Origin of the sequence: Wolbachia endosymbiont (group A) of Hylaeus communis, from assembly GCF_947251915.1 — a bacterium.
Taxonomy (GTDB): domain Bacteria; phylum Pseudomonadota; class Alphaproteobacteria; order Rickettsiales; family Anaplasmataceae; genus Wolbachia; species Wolbachia pipientis.
The window spans coordinates 424,947-444,349 of sequence record NZ_OX366396.1 but is presented as its reverse complement, the minus strand read 5'-3'; the positions used below and the strand labels follow the sequence as shown (position 1 = coordinate 444,349).

The window sequence follows — 19,403 nt, the reverse complement described above, 5'->3', positions numbered from 1 at the left end:
GCTTGACGCTGACATTCAGTTTTCTTTATAATTTTCTTTGTGAAAGAACAAAAATGCTTATTTGTAACGATAGCTGGCTTACCAAATGCTGGGAAGTCTACATTAATTAACAGCATCATAGGCAAGAAAATTGCAATTGTCACCCCTAAAGTGCAAACAACAAGGACGCAAATAAGGGGTGTTGCAACATGCAACAACACACAAGTTGTCTTTACTGACTCCCCAGGAATTTTCTCAGCAGAAACAAAACTTGAAAAAGCTTTAGTCAAATCTGCATGGTCGGCAGTTAAGGATAGTGACATCACTTTGTTGCTTGTTGATGTAAGCAATTATTTGAAAAATATAGAAAGAATTAAGACTATATTTATGCGGCTGCAGCGCACAAAAGGCAGATGCATTTTGGTTATCAATAAAACTGATTTGGTAAAAAGGCCTGAATTAAAGATGGCGCATGAGCATCTGAATTTGCTTTATAAATTTGAAAAGGTTTTTATGATATCAGCATTAAAGAATGATGGACTTTCTGATTTGATGAATTACTTGTCTGAAGTTGCATCGGTGAGCCCCTGGTTTTATGAAGAAGATCAAATAACCGATTCCTCGACAAATTTTTTATCAGCAGAAATTACGAGAGAAAAATTATTCTTGAACTTGCGTGAAGAATTGCCATACTCTACAGCTGTTATAACTGAACAATTTGAGGAAAAAAAAGATAAGAGTTTAGTCATCAAACAGATCATATTTGTGTTGAAAGATAGTCATAAAAAAATAGTACTAGGAAAAGATGGCAGTAATATTAAAAAAATTAATATCGAAGCGCGTGCTGAACTAGAAAAATTATTTGAGTGCAAGGTACACCTCTTTTTATTTGTGAAAGTGCGACCTTGGATCGACCGTCCGGAGGAGTATATAGGCAATGCTTAATTCTTTATTGGTATTTGATATTGAAACTATACCAGATGTAAATTCCTGCAAAAATTTACTCAATATTAGTGATGATAGTAGTGTAGAAGAGAAGAGAGATGCATTAACAAAATATCATCTTGAAATAACAAACGGGCAAAACTCTTTTCTGCGTCAGCCTTTTTACCTTGTTGTAGTTATTAGTTTTTTACTTTGCAATATAAGCTACCAGAGTGGTTATGAGGTGTTCACACTGCAAGAAATAAGATCTGGAGGCACACTAAATTCCAGTGAAAAGGAGCTAGTGAAAGGATTTTTTAACTACATATCAGAGAAAAAGCCAAGATTAGTTTCGTTCAACGGACGCACTTTTGATATACCAGTGCTGAAGTATCGTGCTATGGTCCATGGCATTCAAGCGGAATATTTTCATAAAGCTGGCGATAAGTGGAATAGTTACAATCAGAGATATAGCAGTGATTGGCATTGTGATTTGCTTGAATCCCTCTCTGATTTTGGAGCTTCTGCGAGAGTAAAAATGAACGAAGTTTGTGCAGCATTTAATCTTCCTGGTAAGATTGGAGTTGATGGGTCACAAGTTATGGACTTATACGATAGCGGCAAGATACAAGAGATTCGAGATTATTGTGAAACAGATGTAATTAACACTTATTTGATTTACTTAAGGTTCATGCATCATCAGGGAAGGATTACTACTGAAAGCTACAACAAAAGTGCGGAAGAGCTGCTTTTAGAGTGCGAAAAAAAAGAATACCTAAAGAAATTTAAAGAAGAATGGGAAAGAACTTGTGGTGGAAAAATTTTACTTCCATAGAATAAATAGTCGAGTTATAATGCACTCACAAGCGAACCTCTGTACTAAATTTTGGTTAATATACACGTTGAGCATATTAAGAAAGTTGCTTTTAAGGTATTGCATTTTACTTTTATTTTCGTTATAAGGTTGCTTTAAGTTGAATTTTCAACATTTTTATACTATTTACATTTAAGATATGATTTCGAAATTTTTTGGGGGCACTTCATGAAAAAGTCTATGTATACTAGAACTGCTCTAGTTTCTTTATTAACTTTATGTTCTTTCAGCAGTTTTGCAGCTGACTTTCCTGATGAGAGTATGAAGGAAATAAAAAAGCAAGAGAGCACAAAAACTTCTGGAAAAACAGAAGTTATGAAAACATCAAATAAAAAACTGAAAGAAAAGATGGACAGAATATGTAATGCTGATCCAAGAAAAAAAGCTGAAGAGCTTAAGAAAAAGGAAGAGATGAGATTAGCAGCCGAGCAGAAGAAAAAAGAGGAGATCAGGCTAGCAAATGAGAAAAAAGCAAAGCTTATAGAGGATTCAAAAGCGAAAGCTCTAAACGCTAAGAATTCTAATATAGAAAAAGGTAAAGTTTCAAAAACTAAGCGTTCTAAAACTAAGAATGCTAAAGTTGAAGCTAAAGATGTAAAGAAGGATATAAAAGTTGTTAACAAAAATACAGAGGAAAAAGGTAAGGCAAGTCCTGTTGTTTCAGTTGGTGGAGTTGATATTATCGATACCAATCAAGGGCAAAGTAATTTAAGAATAACTTTTGGTGGTGTTGTTGATGCTCAAGGTTATGGCAAAGCTGGACCAAGTGGCGCAGATTATAAACGTTATAACGTTATGCCAAACAGATCTACAGAGTATTATAATGCCACTCCAGATATAACAAGAGGAGCAAATCCAATATTCTATGAAGGAATAGGAAATATTGGTGATTACAGCAACGATATGGGTATGATTGCTGATGCAATATTGCACCTCAGAGCAGAAAATAAGAATGAAGATTTAGGTCTTCTTTATGGTGCTGACGTGCAGTTTCATGTCCCAGTGACCGAAGGTAAGGGAGCTTCACAGGGTGTTTATGCTGCAAAAGGCAGAAGTGCGCATGTGTTTGTTAACTCAAAATATGGTGACGTGAAGCTTGGTTACCAATTTGGTCCTGAGGCTCTGATGAGGCTTGATGCAACAAGAATTGCGACTGTTGACGGAGCTGCAGATAGTGACTGGTTCAGAAAAGTGAACTTAGAAGGAAGCGCTGCTAGCTTTCCATTTTATGTAACACCACGTCTTTACACTGAAAGTTTTTCGAGTGAAAGTGAAAAATTCTCTTTCCGCATGGCAGGGAAATATAACAAAGGCGTTATGACTACACTGCCATTTAGAGTTGCCTACTACTCACCAAATTATATGGGCGCAAGGTTTGGCATCAGTTATGCACCTCGTTATGATAGTAGCTTGTTTATTGTGAAAGAAAAAGAAGAGAAAAACGGTAAGGTAAAAGATAAGATAAGGCATGTCGGTCCAGACTATGGGCACATAGTAAGTGCTGGTGCATCATATGAATATGACTTTGATAAATATAATGTAAAAGTTAAAACTTCTGCAGTTGGTGAGTATGGTCAAGCAAAAAAACTAAATAAAGATAAGCATGTTTATAATGAATATGTAGAGTACAATGACCTTATGGGTGTTAATTTGGGTGTAAGCGCTGATTATAAGATTAATGAAGATCAAGGCGTAAAGTTTGCTGCCTCTTTTGCATACTTGGGCAAATCTGGTCAACCGAAGGGTATTAAAAAATTAATTGGTGATACCTATACGGAAATTGATAGTAAAGATGCTACTGATGGCAAAAGAGTGGAAGGGCTGAAAGCTCAATTTGGTAAAGATAGTATAGATACCATGTATTGGACTGTAGGAGCTGGGTATCAACATGAGAATATCTACACAAGTTTGACGTATTTTGGCAGCAGAATGAATGACAAAGATATGCTTCATGATGGTGCACTTGGCGTTCAATATGATCTGTCTCCTGCATGCAGTAAGAACAAATTTGTTCCTTACGCAGCTCTCCATTATTTTATGACTAACGAAACAGGTAAGCTGAAAGATGAGTCTGATGCTGATGTACCTTCTAACCAAGGAATTCTCCTTCTTACTGGTGTGAAGTTTTCTTTCTAACCAGCCAGTACACACCACAGTTAACTGTGGTGTATTCTTGTCTGTTAGTGTTTATTTGTCGATCAAATAAACATATGGTGTCCTCTCTCCTGTCATCCCAGTGCGTGACACACAACTGTACGAACATTGTGATTTGAGGACACTCCACCAAGAAGGATGTCATTCCAGTGCCCAGACACTGGGATCCAGCTTTCCATGCAACTTCATCAAAAGCGTTTATTCAGCATAAGATCAGCCACTTTTTATGCTCACCAAATCAGTTTGCTTACTTACAAGCAAAATTTCCTGGATTCCAGTGTCAAGCACTGGAATGACACCCTATGGTCACCGGAATGACGCTTTATGGCTACTTAGATGATGAGAAAAGAACACACTGCCCTTATTCTACTGGCCGTATAGCTATAGCCTTTCTTATAATAGTCCGAATGCGATAAGATATGTGTTTATGGCTATAGCAGGCCAGTAGCATATTACGGTCTGTTCGGATTATTGTAAAAAGAGCTATACTTTCAAATTTAATCAATTAAGCAGGAGGCCCCTATGCAAACCACACTAAAAAATCATTTAGCTGGAGAATTACTTACCACTGCTACGTGCTGGAAATTAACGCTTGCAGGTGGAGAAGTAATGGGATTCACTGACTATGATGAAGACTTAAATATTGATAATATACTCTATAAATCTTCAAGTGGATTTACAGCCAGTAGTATAATATTAAACAGCGATTTAAAGACTGATAATTTGGAAATTGAGGGAATATTAAATAGTGTTGATATCAAAGAAAAAGATGTTTTATCAGGAAAGTACGACTTTGCAAATATTGAGATATTTCTTGTGAATTATAAAGACTTGACCCAGGGAACAATGAATCTACATTCAGGAATTTTTGGTAAAGTGACATTAAGTAGTGGAAGATTTATTGCTGAAATTAGAGGGCTCTCAGCAAAGCTTGAGAGAAGCATAGCAGAATTATACTCTCCTGCATGCAGAGCACAATTTTGCGATGATAGAGGTTGTCCGGAAACAAGTAAAAGGCTATAATATCTGAAATTTTAGTACGGGGTAAAGATGAGAAAAAAGTATCCAACAGATCTAAGCGAAAGGGAATGGGCAAGAATAGAAAAACACTTCAGAGTATCATACAAGAAAGGAGGAAGGCCGCCAAAGTATAGCAAAAGAGAAATATTAGAAGCAATTTTCTATGTATTGCGTACAGGGTGTCAATGGCGGTATTTACCAAATGATTTTCCGCTATGGAAGACTGTGTATGAGCAGTTCAGGCAATGGAAGAAGCAGGGAATTTTTGAGAAAATGAATTATGAAATTACAAAATATAGTAGAAGAAAAATAGGAAGGAATGAGCAGCCGAGTGCCTGTATAGTAGATAGTCAATCTGTAAAGACTACAGAAAAGGGGGGATCAAAGGCTATGATGGAAGTAAAAAAGTAAAGGGTAGAAAAAGGCATATAATTACAGACACTCAGGGTTTTATACTAGGTTGTTACGTAGGCGCTGCTAACGAAAATGATAGAGATGGTATTAAAATAGCATTAAACAATATGAGAACAAAATATACTAAAGTTAAAAAAATGTGGGCTGACATGGGATACCAAGGAAGAAATTTAAAGAATCACATAAAGGAAGAATATGACATAGATATTGAAATTGTTAAAAGGCCTACATGTAGATTTTGGGTGCACAAAGATACGCCACCTGAGCTACTACCAACAAGAGAACAAGGGTTTAAAGTACAGCCAAGAAGATGGGTTGTAGAAAGGACTTTTGCTTGGGTTAATAGGAATAGAAGGCTATCGAAGGAGTATGATTTACTCACAACATCCACTGAGAATTTCATATACCTAGCTATGAGTAGGGTTATGTTAAAGAGGGAATATGCTTGAATTTACTTGTTTCCGGACAACCTCATATAGCATTTCTCATAATAGTCCGAACAGGTCATAGGAAGGCAGAATCAACAGCACGACGAAAGGATTCGAATAGAGGAATGTTTTTCCTGGCTCTGTTTTTTATAGCAAACCAATGATGCTCAATTTTGTTGAAATCTGGAGAATAAGGCGGCAGATACAAAATTTCTGCACCAACCCCTTTAGCAAGCTCGATAATCTTATCAGACTTATGAAAAGTAGCATTGTCAAGAATGACAGTCTGTCCAGGTTCCAAGATCGGTGTCAAAAATTGCTCAAACCATCCATTAAAAACATCCATATTACAGTGGCCTTCAAAGGTTAACGGAACAACTATCTTTCTTCCACTTAAGGCTGCAACCATACTGATTCGTTGAGTTTTCTTTCCAGATTTTAAGGCATAAAACCGCTGTCCTTTCTGGCAATATCCGTAGGGGTAGTCTTCGGTGTTATCAATGCCAGACTCATCTATATACACTAAGTTTTTAGGTTCTTTTGTCGCTATAATTTTCAAAAATTCAGCACGTTTTTCTTCGTTTCTTTCCTTGTATCCATATGTCTTTTTTTGCGCGTAAATTCAATTTTTTTAAGGGCTCGATAGATCGTTTGGATACTAACGTTGTTCCAAAGTTTAGCCATTTCCGATAGAGTCTTTCCTCCGTGTTCTCTGGCAAATTTGGCAAAGGTATCCCAGTCGGTAATTTTGTGATTGTAACCCCCATTTCCAAGTTTTTTTGATTGAAAGTCTCCTGTTTCTTTTCTTCTTTGCTGCCACTCCCATAAAGTAGTTCGTCCAATCTTAAATCTTGCTGCCACTGTTTCTCTGCTTTCTCCTTCGTCTAGCGCTTCCATTGCTTTTTTTCTTAAATCATAACTATATGCTGCTGGCATTCAACCTCCTTATCATCATCTACCCTTATCCTATCACATCCGGACTTTTATGGAAAGAGCTCTAAGAGGTTGTCCGGAAACTAGTAAATTCAAGCATATTCCCTCTTTAACATAACCCTACTCATAGCTAGGTATATGAAATTCTCAGTGGATGTTGTGAGTAAATCATACTCCTTCGATAGCCTTCTATTCCTATTAACCCAAGCAAAAGTCCTTTCTACAACCCATCTTCTTGGCTGTACTTTAAACCCTTGTTCTCTTGTTGGTAGTAGCTCAGGTGGCGTATCTTTGTGCACCCAAAATCTACATGTAGGCCTTTTAACAATTTCAATATCTATGTCATATTCTTCCTTTATGTGATTCTTTAAATTTCTTCCTTGGTATCCCATGTCAGCCCACATTTTTTTAACTTTAGTATATTTTGTTCTCATATTGTTTAATGCTATTTTAATACCATCTCTATCATTTTCGTTAGCAGCGCCTACGTAACAACCTAGTATAAAACCCTGAGTGTCTGTAATTATATGCCTTTTTCTACCCTTTACTTTTTTACTTCCATCATAGCCTTTGATCCCCCCTTTTCTGTAGTCTTTACAGATTGACTATCTACTATACAGGCACTCGGCTGCTCATTCCTTCCTATTTTTCTTCTACTATATTTTGTAATTTCATAATTCATTTTCTCAAAAATTCCCTGCTTCTTCCATTGCCTGAACTGCTCATACACAGTCTTCCATAGCGGAAAATCATTTGGTAAATACCGCCATTGACACCCTGTACGCAATACATAGAAAATTGCTTCTAATATTTCTCTTTTGCTATACTTTGGCGGCCTTCCTCCTTTCTTGTATGATACTCTGAAGTGTTTTTCTATTCTTGCCCATTCCCTTTCGCTTAGATCTGTTGGATACTTTTTTCTCATCTTTACCCCGTACTAAAATTTCAGATATTATAGCCTTTTACTTGTTTCCGGACAACCTCTAACTTGCGCACTCACTTTCGTATTATTTTGCAAATAAAATTCCCGCTTTGCTAGTGTTTTTTATTAAATATATAATATTTAAGTAGAAATAGAAAGATATTTAAGCAAATCTATTAATATAGAAATCTATTCTTTGGAAACTTGCTTGGATTCTTCTTTTATTGATTCGACTGATATATCTTGAATTTCTTCTTCCGGCTTGTTTGGTTCAGCTACTTCTTTAGATTCTGCTGCTAATTTGCGTTGTTTGATAAACTTCTTTAATGTTTTGACTGCAATAAAATTAATACTGAAAACACATGCCGAAGTTATTGCTAGTGCTGGCAAGGGAGCTAAACTGAATGTTGGTAAAATTGCCACAATCGTACTAGCTGTCAGTAAAAATGCTAATCTTTTGCTCCCGATTATCTTATTTTTCTTAACCTTTATGGGGTTTAATTTTTTTACTTTTCCTTTTAGCTTTTTGAAGCCTTTTTTGAACACGTTGCCCTTTTTCAGCTCTTTCTCTACGGGTTTTGCTTTCTTTGTTTTTAAGCTTTTTATTTTTTCTTTTATTCCTTTTTTATCTTTTTTGACATTTTCTGCTTTAGAGGAGCATAGGTTAGGTTTCACCACAATTTCAGAGAGCGGTTTTGGCTTATCGTTTGAAATTTTAGCTTCTTGCCCCTTAGTACGTTTTTTGGGCGAAACTATGTTTTTTAAACCTTTCTTTGCTTTATTTCTTTAGTTTGCTTGGCATTTTTATGTAAATTAAGATACGATATCGCAAAATTTATCGATTACTTTTTGATTACCTTCTATCATTGCATTTGCCTCCTGCTGCAGACATTTAATATTTTTAGGTGTTACATTATCCATCTCAGCCGACGCTATTGTCAGTTGTGATTGTATTCTTACGTATCTGTCGTCCATTACGTTACCTAGCTGGTAATTTACTACATCAAGGCTCGATGCAAACATCACATTTAATAGAGCAGGCTATCTTTCCTAATTTTCTGTATTTTATTCGATTAGATAGCCGACCTGTGCCAATTGATACCAGCACTATTTCTTCATTAGGGAAAAGTTTTTTGCTATTTGCATATGCACAAGCCGCTGGGTTATTGGCAAATACCCCTCCATCGACTAATACTCTTTTTTCTTGGCTAACTTCTAAGTACTTAGGTGCAAAGTATGTTGGTGCTGCTGTTGTGGCTCTGAGTGCATCTTTTAACTTGATGAAATTCCTGTTTTCTCTCCAACTTTTAAGGAAAAATGGACAGTTGTTGTGTATATCATAACTGGTAAGCAGTAGATTACTTGAAACATCAGCAATAGTACTTTCGCCGAAGTATTTATCGAGTACGCATTTTAAATCAGGCTTTGGTTCTTATTTTATGATAATTAACATAATGATAATAAATTATTAAATGGTAAACTATAATATTTATTCCTTAATTTACCGTTGTGTAATAAGCCCTTACACAGTAAGCTCTTCGCGATCTGTAAATTTATTAACACTACTTTCTTCAAGTGAATTTAAAGGTTTATTACAATAGTATATGACCGCAGCAGCAACTAGACAACAAGCTCCAACTGCTATTCCCACTGCTAGCATTTCCAAGTAAACTGCAATAGCTATCCCTATAGCAACTCCGGTTATTGCTAACATAGAAGCAGCTATCACAGGCAACTTACTTTTTGCATTTTGTAGAGCAGGGTTGTTTTTGCCTGGATAACTAGGTTGTTTGCTGTTACCTTGAACATTATAGCTCTTTTTACAATAATCCGAACAGACCGTAATATGCTACTGGCCTGCTATAGCCATAAACACATATCTTATCGCATTCGGACTATTATAAGAAAGGCTATATTTACTCGGTTAGAGTCTTTACTAGCTACTAAAGGTACCCCTGTTGGTATTAGTTTTGGTTGTGTATCTTTTTTACCACTATTCTTATCTACACTTTTAGGTGGAGCTAGTTGAACAGATGGTGCAGTAACACCTCCATTGTTTGGATTAGTAGACTGCTTGCTGTTGGTTTGGGTATCACTTTTTTGTTCTAGAATTGGCATTTTAACATTTTCATTTGTAACAGCTATATTATTAGGATTGCCATTGAGCACTATAGGTAAAACTTCTGGTTGTGGATCTTGTTGATCACTTTCAAGCTTAGAATTACCCTCACTGAGAGGAGCTTGCTCATTATCCATTTTTGTTATATGTCCGGTAGATTGATTGGATACTTGATCGCTACCAGTTCGTGATTCATCTAACTGAATTTTACTTGAATCACTATGATTATCATCGCTACTAATAGAAGCTACTACATTATCATTCTGAATTGGTTGATCACTTTCGTTTACAAGTTGAACATTATTATCCCTAATATTTACTAAACTTTTCGGCTGTACTACTTGTATGGAATCCTCTCGTATTACATGTCCAGCTAATTGAATAGGAGCTTGTTCATTCTTACCACTTTTTTGTTCTAAAATTGGCATTTTAACAGTAGAAAAATCATTAATAGCATTAGCTAGAACTGAATTTTCTTTATTAAATAGCACTTTTAGACTTTCTTCATTAATCAAATGCAAATTAAGTTCATAGGTATTACCATTAGAGAAAGAAAATTCGACCTCTCGATCAGACTTTTTAAAAATTTGAGCAACACTCTGATCATTAAGGAGAAAAATTTTGATTGTTCTGTTATTAGGCAAATTCTTTAATGCTTCAATAGTACTAACAGTCCCTCCACGAGGAACAACCTGTTGAGCACCCAAAGTCGCAACACGCAAATCTCCTGCATTTCCTGTTTTGGTAATGACATCTCCCATACCGTAACCTGTACTTGCTACAAGCTCTTTTTCATTACTTGGTACAAGTATTTGTTCAGGAATTCCAAGGTGCGCCAAGAAGTGCTTGGAGAACAGTTGGTGAAAATCCAACACAAACAAAGTCTAGCCAAAAGTTTGGAACAGACCACTATGTTGCATGAGGTAACGAGTGTAATAGAGCTAGTGGGATGGACAATGCAGGGCACAACGGAAGTGAAGGAGTGGAGTCCCGAAATACCTGAAGACATAGAGGTCGACATGTTCATGGCCATGGAAGACAGCATGAAGGATAACGTAAAGGCAAGTTATCACTCACTCTATCGGGATCTGAGACCGTGCCATGTATTGAAATGGACTTCAAGTGAACTTGGGAGATCCCATGCATTCCTATTAAGGTACGTTGGAACAAGTCAACAAAGGCAAGAACTAGCGGAAGATGCAGGGGAAGTCGGACTGATTGATAGTACTCAGAATGTGGGAAAGCCACGTACAAGGGGAAGCGATCAGCAATATAGTAACTGGAATAGGGATTGCTATGCCAATACAACGGAGGTAGGAATAACATGCGATATAAACTAAACCAGATAGCAGTAAGAGCAAAGCAAGATAAGCGACTAAAATTCACATCGTTAGTCCATCTGATAAATACAGAGAATCTTGCGAGATGTTATAAAGAACTGAAGCGTAACAAGGCTTGTGGAGTAGACCAGATAACAGTGGAATCATACGGAGAAAATCTGAATGAGAAACTCGAAGTGCTAGTAGAAAGTATGAAGAGGAAGCAATATCAACCACAACCAGTAAAGAGGGTATATATACCGAAAGCTGGAAGTAAAGAGAAACGCGGACTCGGAATACCATCGACCGAGGATAAATTAGTACAGATTATGCTGAAGAAGATATTAGAAAATATTTACGAGGCAAACTTTCTGGACAGCTCATATGGATTTCGACCTGGAAGAAACTGTCATCAAGCGGTAAATGCACTAGATAAAGCAGTTAAGTACAAGCCAATAAACTACATTGTAGAAGTGGATATCAAGAAGTTCTACGATAATATACAGCATAAATGGCTAATGAGGTGTCTAAGGGAACGAATAACTGACCCAAATTTGCTGTGGTTAGTAAAGCGGTTTCTCAAGGCAGGGATAGTCGAAGCTGGAAATTATGAAGCAACAAAACAAGGTACACCACAAGGCGGTATAGTAAGTCCTGTATTAGCAAATATATACTTACATTATGTGTTGGATTTATGGATAGAAAAGAAATTTAAATCAAGATCCAGAGGATATATACAACAAATAAGGTTTTGCGATGATTTTGTGGTTTGTTGCGAAAGTAAGGTAGACGCGGAAGAATTTCTGGAATTACTGAAACAAAGGCTAAATAAATTTGGGTTGGAAGTATCTGAAAACAAGACCAGAGTAGTAAAGTTTGGCAAGAGGGAGTGGCAACGAGCGATAAGAGAGAAACGAAGGACGGAAAGTTTCAATTTTCTGGGGTTTACGCACTATGGTGCAAAAAGTCGTCGTGGTAGATTAATGATGGGACATAAAACCTCTAAGTTAAATCTAGCCAGAAAACTAAAAGAAATCAAGGAGTGGTTGAAAATAGTCCGCGGAAGTATTCGACTTAAAGATTGGTGGCAAGTACTGAAGGCTAAATTAACAGGACACTATAACTACTTTGGTATTAGCGGAAATTATTGGTGTTTGAGAGGTTGTCCGGAAACAAGTAAATTCAAGCATATTCCCTCTTTAACATAACCCTACTCATAGCTAGGTATATGAAATTCTCAGTGGATGTTGTGAGTAAATCATACTCCTTCGATAGCCTTCTATTCCTATTAACCCAAGCAAAAGTCCTTTCTACAACCCATCTTCTTGGCTGTACTTTAAACCCTTGTTCTCTTGTTGGTAGTAGCTCAGGTGGCGTATCTTTGTGCACCCAAAATCTACATGGAGGCCTTTTAACAATTTCAATATCTATGTCATATTCTTCCTTTATGTGATTCTTTAAATTTCTTCCTTGGTATCCCATGTCAGCCCACATTTTTTTAACTTTAGTATATTTTGTTCTCATATTGTTTAATGCTATTTTAATACCATCTCTATCATTTTCGTTAGCAGCGCCTACGTAACAACCTAGTATAAAACCCTGAGTGTCTGTAATTATATGCCTTTTTCTACCCTTTACTTTTTTACTTCCATCATAGCCTTTGATCCCCCCTTTTCTGTAGTCTTTACAGATTGACTATCTACTATACAGGCACTCGGCTGCTCATTCCTTCCTATTTTTCTTCTACTATATTTTGTAATTTCATAATTCATTTTCTCAAAAATTCCCTGCTTCTTCCATTGCCTGAACTGCTCATACACAGTCTTCCATAGCGGAAAATCATTTGGTAAATACCGCCATTGACACCCTGTACGCAATACATAGAAAATTGCTTCTAATATTTCTCTTTTGCTATACTTTGGCGGCCTTCCTCCTTTCTTGTATGATACTCTGAAGTGTTTTTCTATTCTTGCCCATTCCCTTTCGCTTAGATCTGTTGGATACTTTTTTCTCATCTTTACCCCGTACTAAAATTTCAGATATTATAGCCTTTTACTTGTTTCCGGACAACCTCTAAATGGATAAATCGGCGTAGTCAGAAAAAGAGTATGACCTGGGAACAGTTTGTACACTACGTAGAAGTAAATCCATTACCAAAGCCAAAAATACATTTTTCTTTATATGCATAAGAGGGACGACTGTGAAAACTAATATTGATGAGCCGTGTGCGGGAAATCTGCAAGCACGGTTCTTTAGGGGGAGTTGTAGTAATAAAACTCAAACGAGAGGAGTAAAGCTACAGCTTCTACCGAACACCCTTGATCGCTATGTAACAGCAGATTTTTATCGGGTTTGCGTTTATCAACGGCCATCAATAAAGAATCTATAACTAATTATCATGTTACTCATTAACCACCATGCGTGAATATAGGTCAATTATTGCCGCCAACAACCTTCTTTAGTTTTTATGTAGGTAATCCCAAACTTTATTTGGCTGATCAGTAGTAAAATTTTGATCCAATGTGTTCGTAGCCACAACTCGGTTGCTTATTTGCTGTTTTTTATTTTTGAACCTTCGTCTAAGCTTGGTTTTAATGCCATTTACTCCTAAGAAACTCACTCAACTAACTCTTCTTGTTGAACTAATATGTAGCCAAATTCGCTCGCTTTTTTGATCAAATTTTTTACAGTTCTATCTTTATAGCGTGTTTCATAGTATTCCATTCCTTTTTCTACATATTCCTGTCCGTATTTGAGCATACTATAAAATATGCATGCCATTTTTCTTGCAGTAGCTGTTATTGCTTTTGGTGCTCCTAGTCGTTTTTTCAATCTTCTGTAGTATGCACCCAACGCACTTTTACTATTTCCTACAGAATGAGCAGCTATTCGCAAAGCATTTGCAGCACGGTTAATGACTTTACGTGTTCTTGTGTTAAACACTTTTTCCCCTGTAACTTTATTAGCAGGACTGAGTCCCAACCACGATGAAAAGTGCTTTTCTGTTGGCCATTTACTATGGTTTATACCAACTTCTGAAATTATGGTTTGTATACTTAATACATCAAATCCAGGAATTTTAGTGAAATCCATACCAGTTATTCGGTGCAGTTCCTCATACAAAGCAAAGCTTGGCTTACTTTTGCTATTTTTATTCTTTTGCTTACTTAGCTGTTTGCTTTCACAAGACTTTGTTTCAAACGTTTTATAATAGGCTTCAATATTTCTATCACATTCTGCTATTTTTTCTTGATAAATATTATATAGTTCAAATTCTTGCTTTAGCGTGAATAAGTGTTCCTCTCTATAGTCACCAGCTAACGCTTTTGCAATAGTAGACTGATCATTTTTCATTCGCACGTCCCTGAATTCTGCCAATTTTTCAGAATCTCTTTCGCCTTCAATTATAGCTTCAATGATTTTCATACCAGTTATCCCAGTAATATGACTAATAACCTTGTGTAATTGTATATTCATTTGAATTAATGCCTTCTGCATACGCAGAATATGTGTAGATGCACTTTCAGTGAGATTTTTGCGTTGCCGCACGTAACTGCGCAATACACACATCTGATTATCTGGCCTAAACGATCCATGAAGCAGTCCGTAGCTATGCAGTTGTTGGAGCCATTGGCAATCTTGAACGTCAGACTTCCTACCAGGTACATTCTTTACATGCCGTGCATTTACCAATCTTACCTCGAATTTGTATGACTTAAGTATTTGAAATAAAGGAATCCAATATACTCCTGTTGATTCCATAGCTACTGTTGTAACTTTACACTTTTTCAACCACTGTGCTAAGTTATGAAGGTCTTCAGTAAAGCAGCCAAATTTCTGAACGCGTTGTTCATCTCTTCCTTCAGGTACACACACATAGTGTACAGCTGAACCAATGTCTATTCCTGCTGCATTAGGATTCACTATTTCTAATTTACTTTTTGCTTTTTTCATGGTAACTCCTACATATAATTTGTAATAGGGAAACGCTTCAGCTTGGAACGGTTGATAGTACAATCTCCTAACCGAGGTAGTCTAAATGACTCCATCAATGATTTGACCGTTCCTTCCAAAACCATGCTTGCATACGGGCACTTAGGCACCATTGAAAATGTCGGTCATAACTGCAAAGGCGCTCCCTGTACAACTATACTTGAAAACTACTAAAAACTTAAATTTGTGTGTTTCTTTCTGATTTGACAGATTTCGTCTGTTCGATGCTTGCATAAAATTGCCTCCAAGACTATAAATAAACTGAGAGTTTAGACTAACCTTGTAATACGGGATATAATTCCAAAAGATACTGTTCAGTCTTTAACTCTATGGGAGGGAAGCAAAATCTGGCTTAATGGCATTAGTGTCGCATCAGCTTCACCCTCCCTGTGAGGTATTTTAGCTCTAATGCCTCACATCATAAAGATACAAGTGTCACGCACTGGGATGACGAGAAAGGAGCACTGGAATTTTTGTTTCAATATTTGTACATGAGCCATGCATCTGAACAGATACAATGTTATAACTAGAGATAATTTTTAAATGATTGATATTTATGAACTACGACTTTTCTTGTTGTCCACTTGTTCAACATTACCCTTCTCAAGTTTACTATCTACTTCTTTTGTGTGTTCATCATCTATACTAGTTTCATCTTTTATCTTACTAGGGTAATCTTCCTGCGATTTTTTATATGCTTCCATGTTGTCATATATAGGGTTACTGATGATTTCTATTTTTTCAGGTGTGAAAATCCTTGCTAAAAATCTCCTTATTATTGGTATTGACCTTAAGAGATCTCTTAGCTTTGAAGATTCTTGTCTTTTGTTTAGAGACTGTTGGTCTATTTTAGAGGTTTTTACACCATACTTTTTATCATCAAAATTTATTGTAGGCTTTCTTTTATTCGAAAGAACACTTTGGGCCTTTGATCCATTGGTTCCTTCAGGCCCTTGAGGTGTAGACATTGCAGGTTTAACCTTAGTTTCATCGTATTCCTTACTCATCTTTCATTTCATTATGTAATATTACTAATATTGCATAATAATAGCTAAATTACAATTAATTGCAAGGTAAAAATATTAAAACAATTGTAAATTTTGTCAGTAAAAATATAATAGAACTTTAAAATTAGAGGTTCATCTATATGAGATACAAAATTGCTGTTATTGGAGCAACCGGAAGAGTAGGGCGTGAGGTATTAAGCACGCTTGCTGAATTTCAAGATGAGGCGATAGATTGCGTTATTGCACTTGCATCGAAAAAATCAGAAGGGAAGAAGGTGAGCTTTGGTGACAAAGAGTTAACAGTTTTATGCCTTGAGGATTATGACTTCGTTGGAACTAATGTAGCCATTTTCTGTGCTGGATCTCATGTTTCTGAAGAGTATGTACCAATTGCAACACAGGCTGGATGCATCGTGATAGATAACAGTTCCCATTTTAGAATGAAAGAGGGTGTGCCACTCATTATTCCAGAGATTAATAAAGAAAAAATTATGGAATATAAAAACCACAACATAATATCCAATCCAAACTGTACTACAATACAGATGCTGCTAGTACTACATCTATTACACCAAAAAGCAAAAATAAAGAGAATCGTTGCTTCAACTTATCAATCAACTTCTGGTGCAGGCAAAGCAGCAATGGATGAGCTCTATGACCAGACAAAAAAAATCTTTATGAACGAAGCTAAAAAACCCAAGATATTCTCTAAGCAAATAGCATTCAATTGCATTCCCCATGTAGGAGAATTCATGGAAAATGGCTCTACAGAAGAGGAATGGAAAATGCAAGAGGAGACAAAAAAAATTTTAGAGGAAGATATAAAAGTTACTGCAACTTGTGTAAGGGTACCCGTCTTTATCGGTCACGCTATGGCAGTAAATGTGGAATTTGATCAACATATCACTGAAGAACAAGCTCGTGAAGTGCTAAGTGAAGCCGAAGATAGTGGAGTTTTAGTGTACAACAGGCGTGAAGATAGTGAATACATAACTCAAATTGATGTTGTACAGGAGAATGCTGTATATGTATCGCGTATTAGAAGAGACAATACTGTTGAGCACGGATTAAATATGTGGATAGTGGCTGACAACCTGCGCAAAGGCGCAGCATTAAATATAGTGCAGATTCTTGAGATTTTGATAAGAGAGCATTTGTCAATCAAGTGCATATAGAGCGCACGTACGTTGTAATTCGAAGGAAATTGTATATCACATGGCAGCGCGTGACGCTGGAATGGCTTTGTTGCATCGCTACTTATGAAAAGCTAACTATAATTAGGATTATAAGCAACTTATTGAAAATCTTGTTTTTTTTGCAATCAATCTGATCAAATTTAAGAATAGTAACTTGTTATTTATATTAATAAATTTAATTCTATTGAAAATAGCTAAAGCATTGAAATTCTTGAATTTTAGCCGGATTAGTGAGTGGTAGTGAAATTTCTTTTACTCAAATTTAGGTATTCACTGACCGTTCTTGTTATAAATACCAGAATAATAAGCTACTGATATTCTCCACCTTTTTTATCTTTAATCCATCATAGCTAGCGATGCAACAAAGCCATCCCAGTGTCAAGCACTGGGATGACAAGAAGAGGGTACTTGGATAAGAGGCATTGCCCTCCTGGTAGGCCCAAATTGCAATGTCCGTACAGTTATGGATTCATTCGCGGTATAGATTCCGCTAATGAGTAGCGGAATGACGAATTTGTTGTTTTTCAAATTGTAGGTAAACCTAAGCCACTTTAGCTATATATAATAGAATTTCGCTTTCTACTATCTTTCCAGTTGTTTTATACATAATTCTCGAATTTTGAAAATTTGCTCCATATCTAATTTCTCACTTGTATAAAATTTGTTTTCTTACTTCGAGACCTAATCTACCACAACTTTTATATGGCGTTTCTTTCCTGCAGATAATTTTATAAATGGCTGATCTTTAAAGCTTTCGAAATTTATTACATGATCAATATTGTTTACAACATTATCATTAATCTTGCATCCGTTGCCCTGTATTAAACGCTTTGCAGCGCCTTTTGAAGGTTCAAAACCGGTGTCATGTAGTAGGTCTACTAAGGATATGCCGCTTGCAACTTGTTCTTTTTTTATGATGTAATCAGGAAGTAGTGAGCTATCTTCATTCTCAAAAGCAGAAATTGCAGCAAATTGTGCAAGTTCCGCTTCTTTGTCACCATGACATATTTTTGTCACTTCTGTTGCCAAGACCTTTTTTGCTTCATTTATTTCTTGATCCTTTAAAGACTCTAATTTTCTAATCTCATCAATTGGCACATCAGTGAGCAATCTTAAAAAACGTCCAACATCTTGATCATCAACGTTGCGAAAATATTGCCAGTAGTCGTAAGGCTTTAGCATATTATCATCAAGCCACACTGCTCCACTTTCAGTTTTGCCCATTTTTTTTCCTTGTGCATTTAATAAAAGAGGCATGGTAAGGCCAAATAGCTCAGGTAAATTCAACTTTTTTCCAAGTTCAATTCCGTTTACTATATTTCCCCACTGGTCTGACCCTCCAATCTGCAGACGACAATCATATTTTTTGTTTAATTCAATAAAGTCGTAAGCTTGCAATAGCATGTAATTAAATTCCAGAAAGCTTAAGGTTTGCTCTCTATCCAGCCTGGTTTTCACACTATCAAAACTTAGCATACGATTTACAGAAAAATAAGCTCCTATATCACGCAAAAAATCTATGTATTTTATGTTATCCAACCAATCTGCGTTATTTACTATCATTGCACCAGTCTTGCTGTCATTAAAAGACACCATTTTCTCTAATATTCTCCTTATACTGGATGTATTTTGATTGATGTTCTCTACAGGCAAGATGCTTCTTGCTTTATCTTTGAAGGATGGGTCACCAATTTTTGTTGTGCCACCTCCAAGTAAGACTATCGGCTTATAACCAAATTTTTGTAGGTGACAGAGCATCATAATCTGAATTAGGTGACCAGCATGAAGACTTGGTGCTGTGCAATCAAACCCAATGTATGCAACTATATAATTGCTCTGCAATAATAATTGATCTAGTCCTTCAATGTTTGTGCATTGGTATAGGTACCCTCTTTCTTGGATGAAATTTAAAAATTCAGATGCGTGTTTCATTTTATAAACCCCAGTCTATCCTGTCATTAATGCCGAAGGTAACCCTAATAGAGAAGCCAGTGCCCAGACACTGGAACTTAATTATAAACAAGCACACTATACAACGTTTCCGATGAAATTGCATGAAAAACTGGATTCCAGTGTCAGCTACTTTCATGACACCACTACCTGTGCAGGAGTTGCCTTCAA

General features: G+C 36.3%; 16 protein-coding genes and 4 pseudogenes. 9 read left to right on the top strand and 11 right to left on the bottom strand.

Annotated elements, in window-relative coordinates:
- Positions 1-39 precede the first annotated feature (39 nt).
- The 5 genes from era (at position 40) to OPR52_RS02185 (ending at position 5,814) form a co-directional block, all read left to right on the top strand.
- Positions 40-924 (top strand): GTPase Era, encoded by an 885-nt coding sequence (gene era / locus OPR52_RS02205; RefSeq protein WP_012673254.1) that lies wholly within the window; start codon positions 40-42, stop codon positions 922-924.
- Positions 917-1,738 (top strand): 3'-5' exonuclease, encoded by an 822-nt coding sequence (locus tag OPR52_RS02200; protein WP_265038354.1) that lies wholly within the window; start codon positions 917-919, stop codon positions 1,736-1,738. Before era ends, OPR52_RS02200 begins: the two co-directional genes overlap by 8 nt.
- A 207-nt stretch (positions 1,739-1,945) precedes the next feature.
- Positions 1,946-3,913, top strand: coding sequence for a WD0745 family porin (locus OPR52_RS02195; RefSeq protein WP_265038353.1), 1,968 nt, complete (start codon positions 1,946-1,948; stop codon positions 3,911-3,913).
- Positions 3,914-4,453: 540 nt separating this feature from the next.
- The gene (locus tag OPR52_RS02190) at positions 4,454-4,954 is read left to right on the top strand and encodes a baseplate hub domain-containing protein (RefSeq protein ID WP_265038352.1); all 501 of its coding nucleotides are present in this window, start codon (positions 4,454-4,456) and stop codon (positions 4,952-4,954) included.
- Positions 4,955-4,981: 27 nt separating this feature from the next.
- Positions 4,982-5,814, top strand: a protein-coding gene (locus OPR52_RS02185) for an IS5-like element ISWpi1 family transposase (protein ID WP_265037890.1) whose coding sequence is annotated in 2 segments (ribosomal slippage) — positions 4,982-5,351 and positions 5,351-5,814 — 834 coding nt in all. Because the reading frame shifts where the segments join, the coding sequence is not laid out codon by codon here.
- Between the two features lie 55 nt (positions 5,815-5,869).
- Here OPR52_RS02185 and OPR52_RS02180 read toward each other — a convergent pair.
- The 6 genes and pseudogenes from OPR52_RS02180 to OPR52_RS02155 all read right to left on the bottom strand — a co-directional run bounded on the left by OPR52_RS02180 (position 5,870) and on the right by OPR52_RS02155 (position 10,642).
- Positions 5,870-6,729 (bottom strand): IS630 family transposase gene (locus OPR52_RS02180; RefSeq protein WP_265037751.1). Its coding sequence is split into 2 segments (ribosomal slippage): positions 5,870-6,405 and positions 6,405-6,729, totalling 861 coding nucleotides; the frame shifts between segments, so codons are not numbered across the junction.
- An 89-nt stretch (positions 6,730-6,818) separates the two neighbouring features.
- Positions 6,819-7,651, bottom strand: a pseudogene (locus OPR52_RS02175) (IS5 family transposase).
- A gap of 186 nt (positions 7,652-7,837) precedes the next feature.
- On the bottom strand, positions 7,838-8,323 hold the full coding sequence (locus tag OPR52_RS02170) for a hypothetical protein (protein WP_265038351.1): 486 nt from the start codon (positions 8,321-8,323) through the stop codon (positions 7,838-7,840).
- A gap of 138 nt (positions 8,324-8,461) precedes the next feature.
- Positions 8,462-9,059, bottom strand: a pseudogene (locus OPR52_RS02165) (patatin-like phospholipase family protein); the annotation flags it as partial.
- A gap of 111 nt (positions 9,060-9,170) precedes the next feature.
- Entirely contained in the window at positions 9,171-9,362 is a 192-nt protein-coding gene (locus tag OPR52_RS02160; RefSeq protein ID WP_265038350.1) for a TomO hydrophobic C-terminal domain-containing protein, read from the bottom strand.
- 167 nt (positions 9,363-9,529) lie between these two features.
- A complete protein-coding gene (locus OPR52_RS02155; protein WP_265038349.1) occupies positions 9,530-10,642 on the bottom strand; it encodes a hypothetical protein in 1,113 nt (370 codons plus the stop codon).
- 36 nt (positions 10,643-10,678) lie between these two features.
- On the opposite strand from OPR52_RS02155, the gene OPR52_RS02150 reads away from it, so the two are divergent.
- Positions 10,679-11,107 (top strand): hypothetical protein, encoded by a 429-nt coding sequence (locus OPR52_RS02150; protein ID WP_264722787.1) that lies wholly within the window; start codon positions 10,679-10,681, stop codon positions 11,105-11,107.
- Positions 11,092-12,294, top strand: coding sequence for a group II intron reverse transcriptase/maturase (gene ltrA, locus OPR52_RS02145; protein ID WP_265038281.1), 1,203 nt, complete (start codon positions 11,092-11,094; stop codon positions 12,292-12,294). The genes OPR52_RS02150 and ltrA overlap by 16 nt, the downstream gene beginning before the upstream one ends.
- On the opposite strand, the pseudogene OPR52_RS02140 reads toward ltrA, so the two are convergent.
- A pseudogene (locus OPR52_RS02140) lies at positions 12,269-13,101 on the bottom strand (IS5 family transposase). The gene ltrA and the pseudogene OPR52_RS02140 sit on opposite strands and share 26 nt — an antisense overlap.
- Before the next feature lie 185 nt (positions 13,102-13,286).
- On the opposite strand from OPR52_RS02140, the gene OPR52_RS02135 reads away from it, so the two are divergent.
- Positions 13,287-13,475: a hypothetical protein gene (locus tag OPR52_RS02135; protein ID WP_264723358.1), complete on the top strand. Its 189-nt coding sequence runs from the start codon at positions 13,287-13,289 to the stop codon at positions 13,473-13,475.
- On the opposite strand, the pseudogene OPR52_RS07830 reads toward OPR52_RS02135, so the two are convergent.
- The 3 genes and pseudogenes from OPR52_RS07830 to OPR52_RS02125 all read right to left on the bottom strand — a co-directional run.
- Positions 13,402-13,688 (bottom strand): annotated as a pseudogene (locus OPR52_RS07830) (IS3 family transposase); the annotation flags it as partial. The gene OPR52_RS02135 and the pseudogene OPR52_RS07830 sit on opposite strands and share 74 nt — an antisense overlap.
- Before the next feature lie 14 nt (positions 13,689-13,702).
- A complete protein-coding gene (locus tag OPR52_RS02130; RefSeq protein ID WP_265037784.1) occupies positions 13,703-15,040 on the bottom strand; it encodes an IS110 family RNA-guided transposase in 1,338 nt (445 codons plus the stop codon).
- A gap of 593 nt (positions 15,041-15,633) precedes the next feature.
- Complete coding sequence (locus OPR52_RS02125; RefSeq protein WP_015589289.1) at positions 15,634-16,086, bottom strand: hypothetical protein; 453 nt, start codon at positions 16,084-16,086, stop codon at positions 15,634-15,636.
- Positions 16,087-16,226: 140 nt separating this feature from the next.
- On the opposite strand from OPR52_RS02125, the gene OPR52_RS02120 reads away from it, so the two are divergent.
- The gene (locus OPR52_RS02120) at positions 16,227-17,261 is read left to right on the top strand and encodes an aspartate-semialdehyde dehydrogenase (RefSeq protein ID WP_010962945.1); all 1,035 of its coding nucleotides are present in this window, start codon (positions 16,227-16,229) and stop codon (positions 17,259-17,261) included.
- A gap of 702 nt (positions 17,262-17,963) precedes the next feature.
- Here OPR52_RS02120 and tyrS read toward each other — a convergent pair.
- Positions 17,964-19,214: a tyrosine--tRNA ligase gene (gene tyrS, locus OPR52_RS02115; protein WP_007548582.1), complete on the bottom strand. Its 1,251-nt coding sequence runs from the start codon at positions 19,212-19,214 to the stop codon at positions 17,964-17,966.
- Positions 19,215-19,403: the final 189 nt, after the last annotated feature.

What these genes read in the sequence shown, in the direction of transcription:
- OPR52_RS02200 (WP_265038354.1), top strand. Translation starts at nt 917, where the DNA reads ATGCTTAATTCTTTATTGGTATTTGATATTGAAACTATACCAGATGTA.
- OPR52_RS02195 (WP_265038353.1), top strand. Translation starts at nt 1,946, where the DNA reads ATGAAAAAGTCTATGTATACTAGAACTGCTCTAGTTTCTTTATTAACT.
- OPR52_RS02190 (WP_265038352.1), top strand. Translation starts at nt 4,454, where the DNA reads ATGCAAACCACACTAAAAAATCATTTAGCTGGAGAATTACTTACCACT.
- OPR52_RS02160 (WP_265038350.1), bottom strand. Translation starts at nt 9,362, where the DNA reads ATGTTAGCAATAACCGGAGTTGCTATAGGGATAGCTATTGCAGTTTAC.
- OPR52_RS02150 (WP_264722787.1), top strand. Translation starts at nt 10,679, where the DNA reads ATGTTGCATGAGGTAACGAGTGTAATAGAGCTAGTGGGATGGACAATG.
- ltrA (WP_265038281.1), top strand. Translation starts at nt 11,092, where the DNA reads ATGCGATATAAACTAAACCAGATAGCAGTAAGAGCAAAGCAAGATAAG.
- OPR52_RS02130 (WP_265037784.1), bottom strand. Translation starts at nt 15,040, where the DNA reads ATGAAAAAAGCAAAAAGTAAATTAGAAATAGTGAATCCTAATGCAGCA.
- OPR52_RS02125 (WP_015589289.1), bottom strand. Translation starts at nt 16,086, where the DNA reads ATGAGTAAGGAATACGATGAAACTAAGGTTAAACCTGCAATGTCTACA.
- OPR52_RS02120 (WP_010962945.1), top strand. Translation starts at nt 16,227, where the DNA reads ATGAGATACAAAATTGCTGTTATTGGAGCAACCGGAAGAGTAGGGCGT.
- tyrS (WP_007548582.1), bottom strand. Translation starts at nt 19,214, where the DNA reads ATGAAACACGCATCTGAATTTTTAAATTTCATCCAAGAAAGAGGGTAC.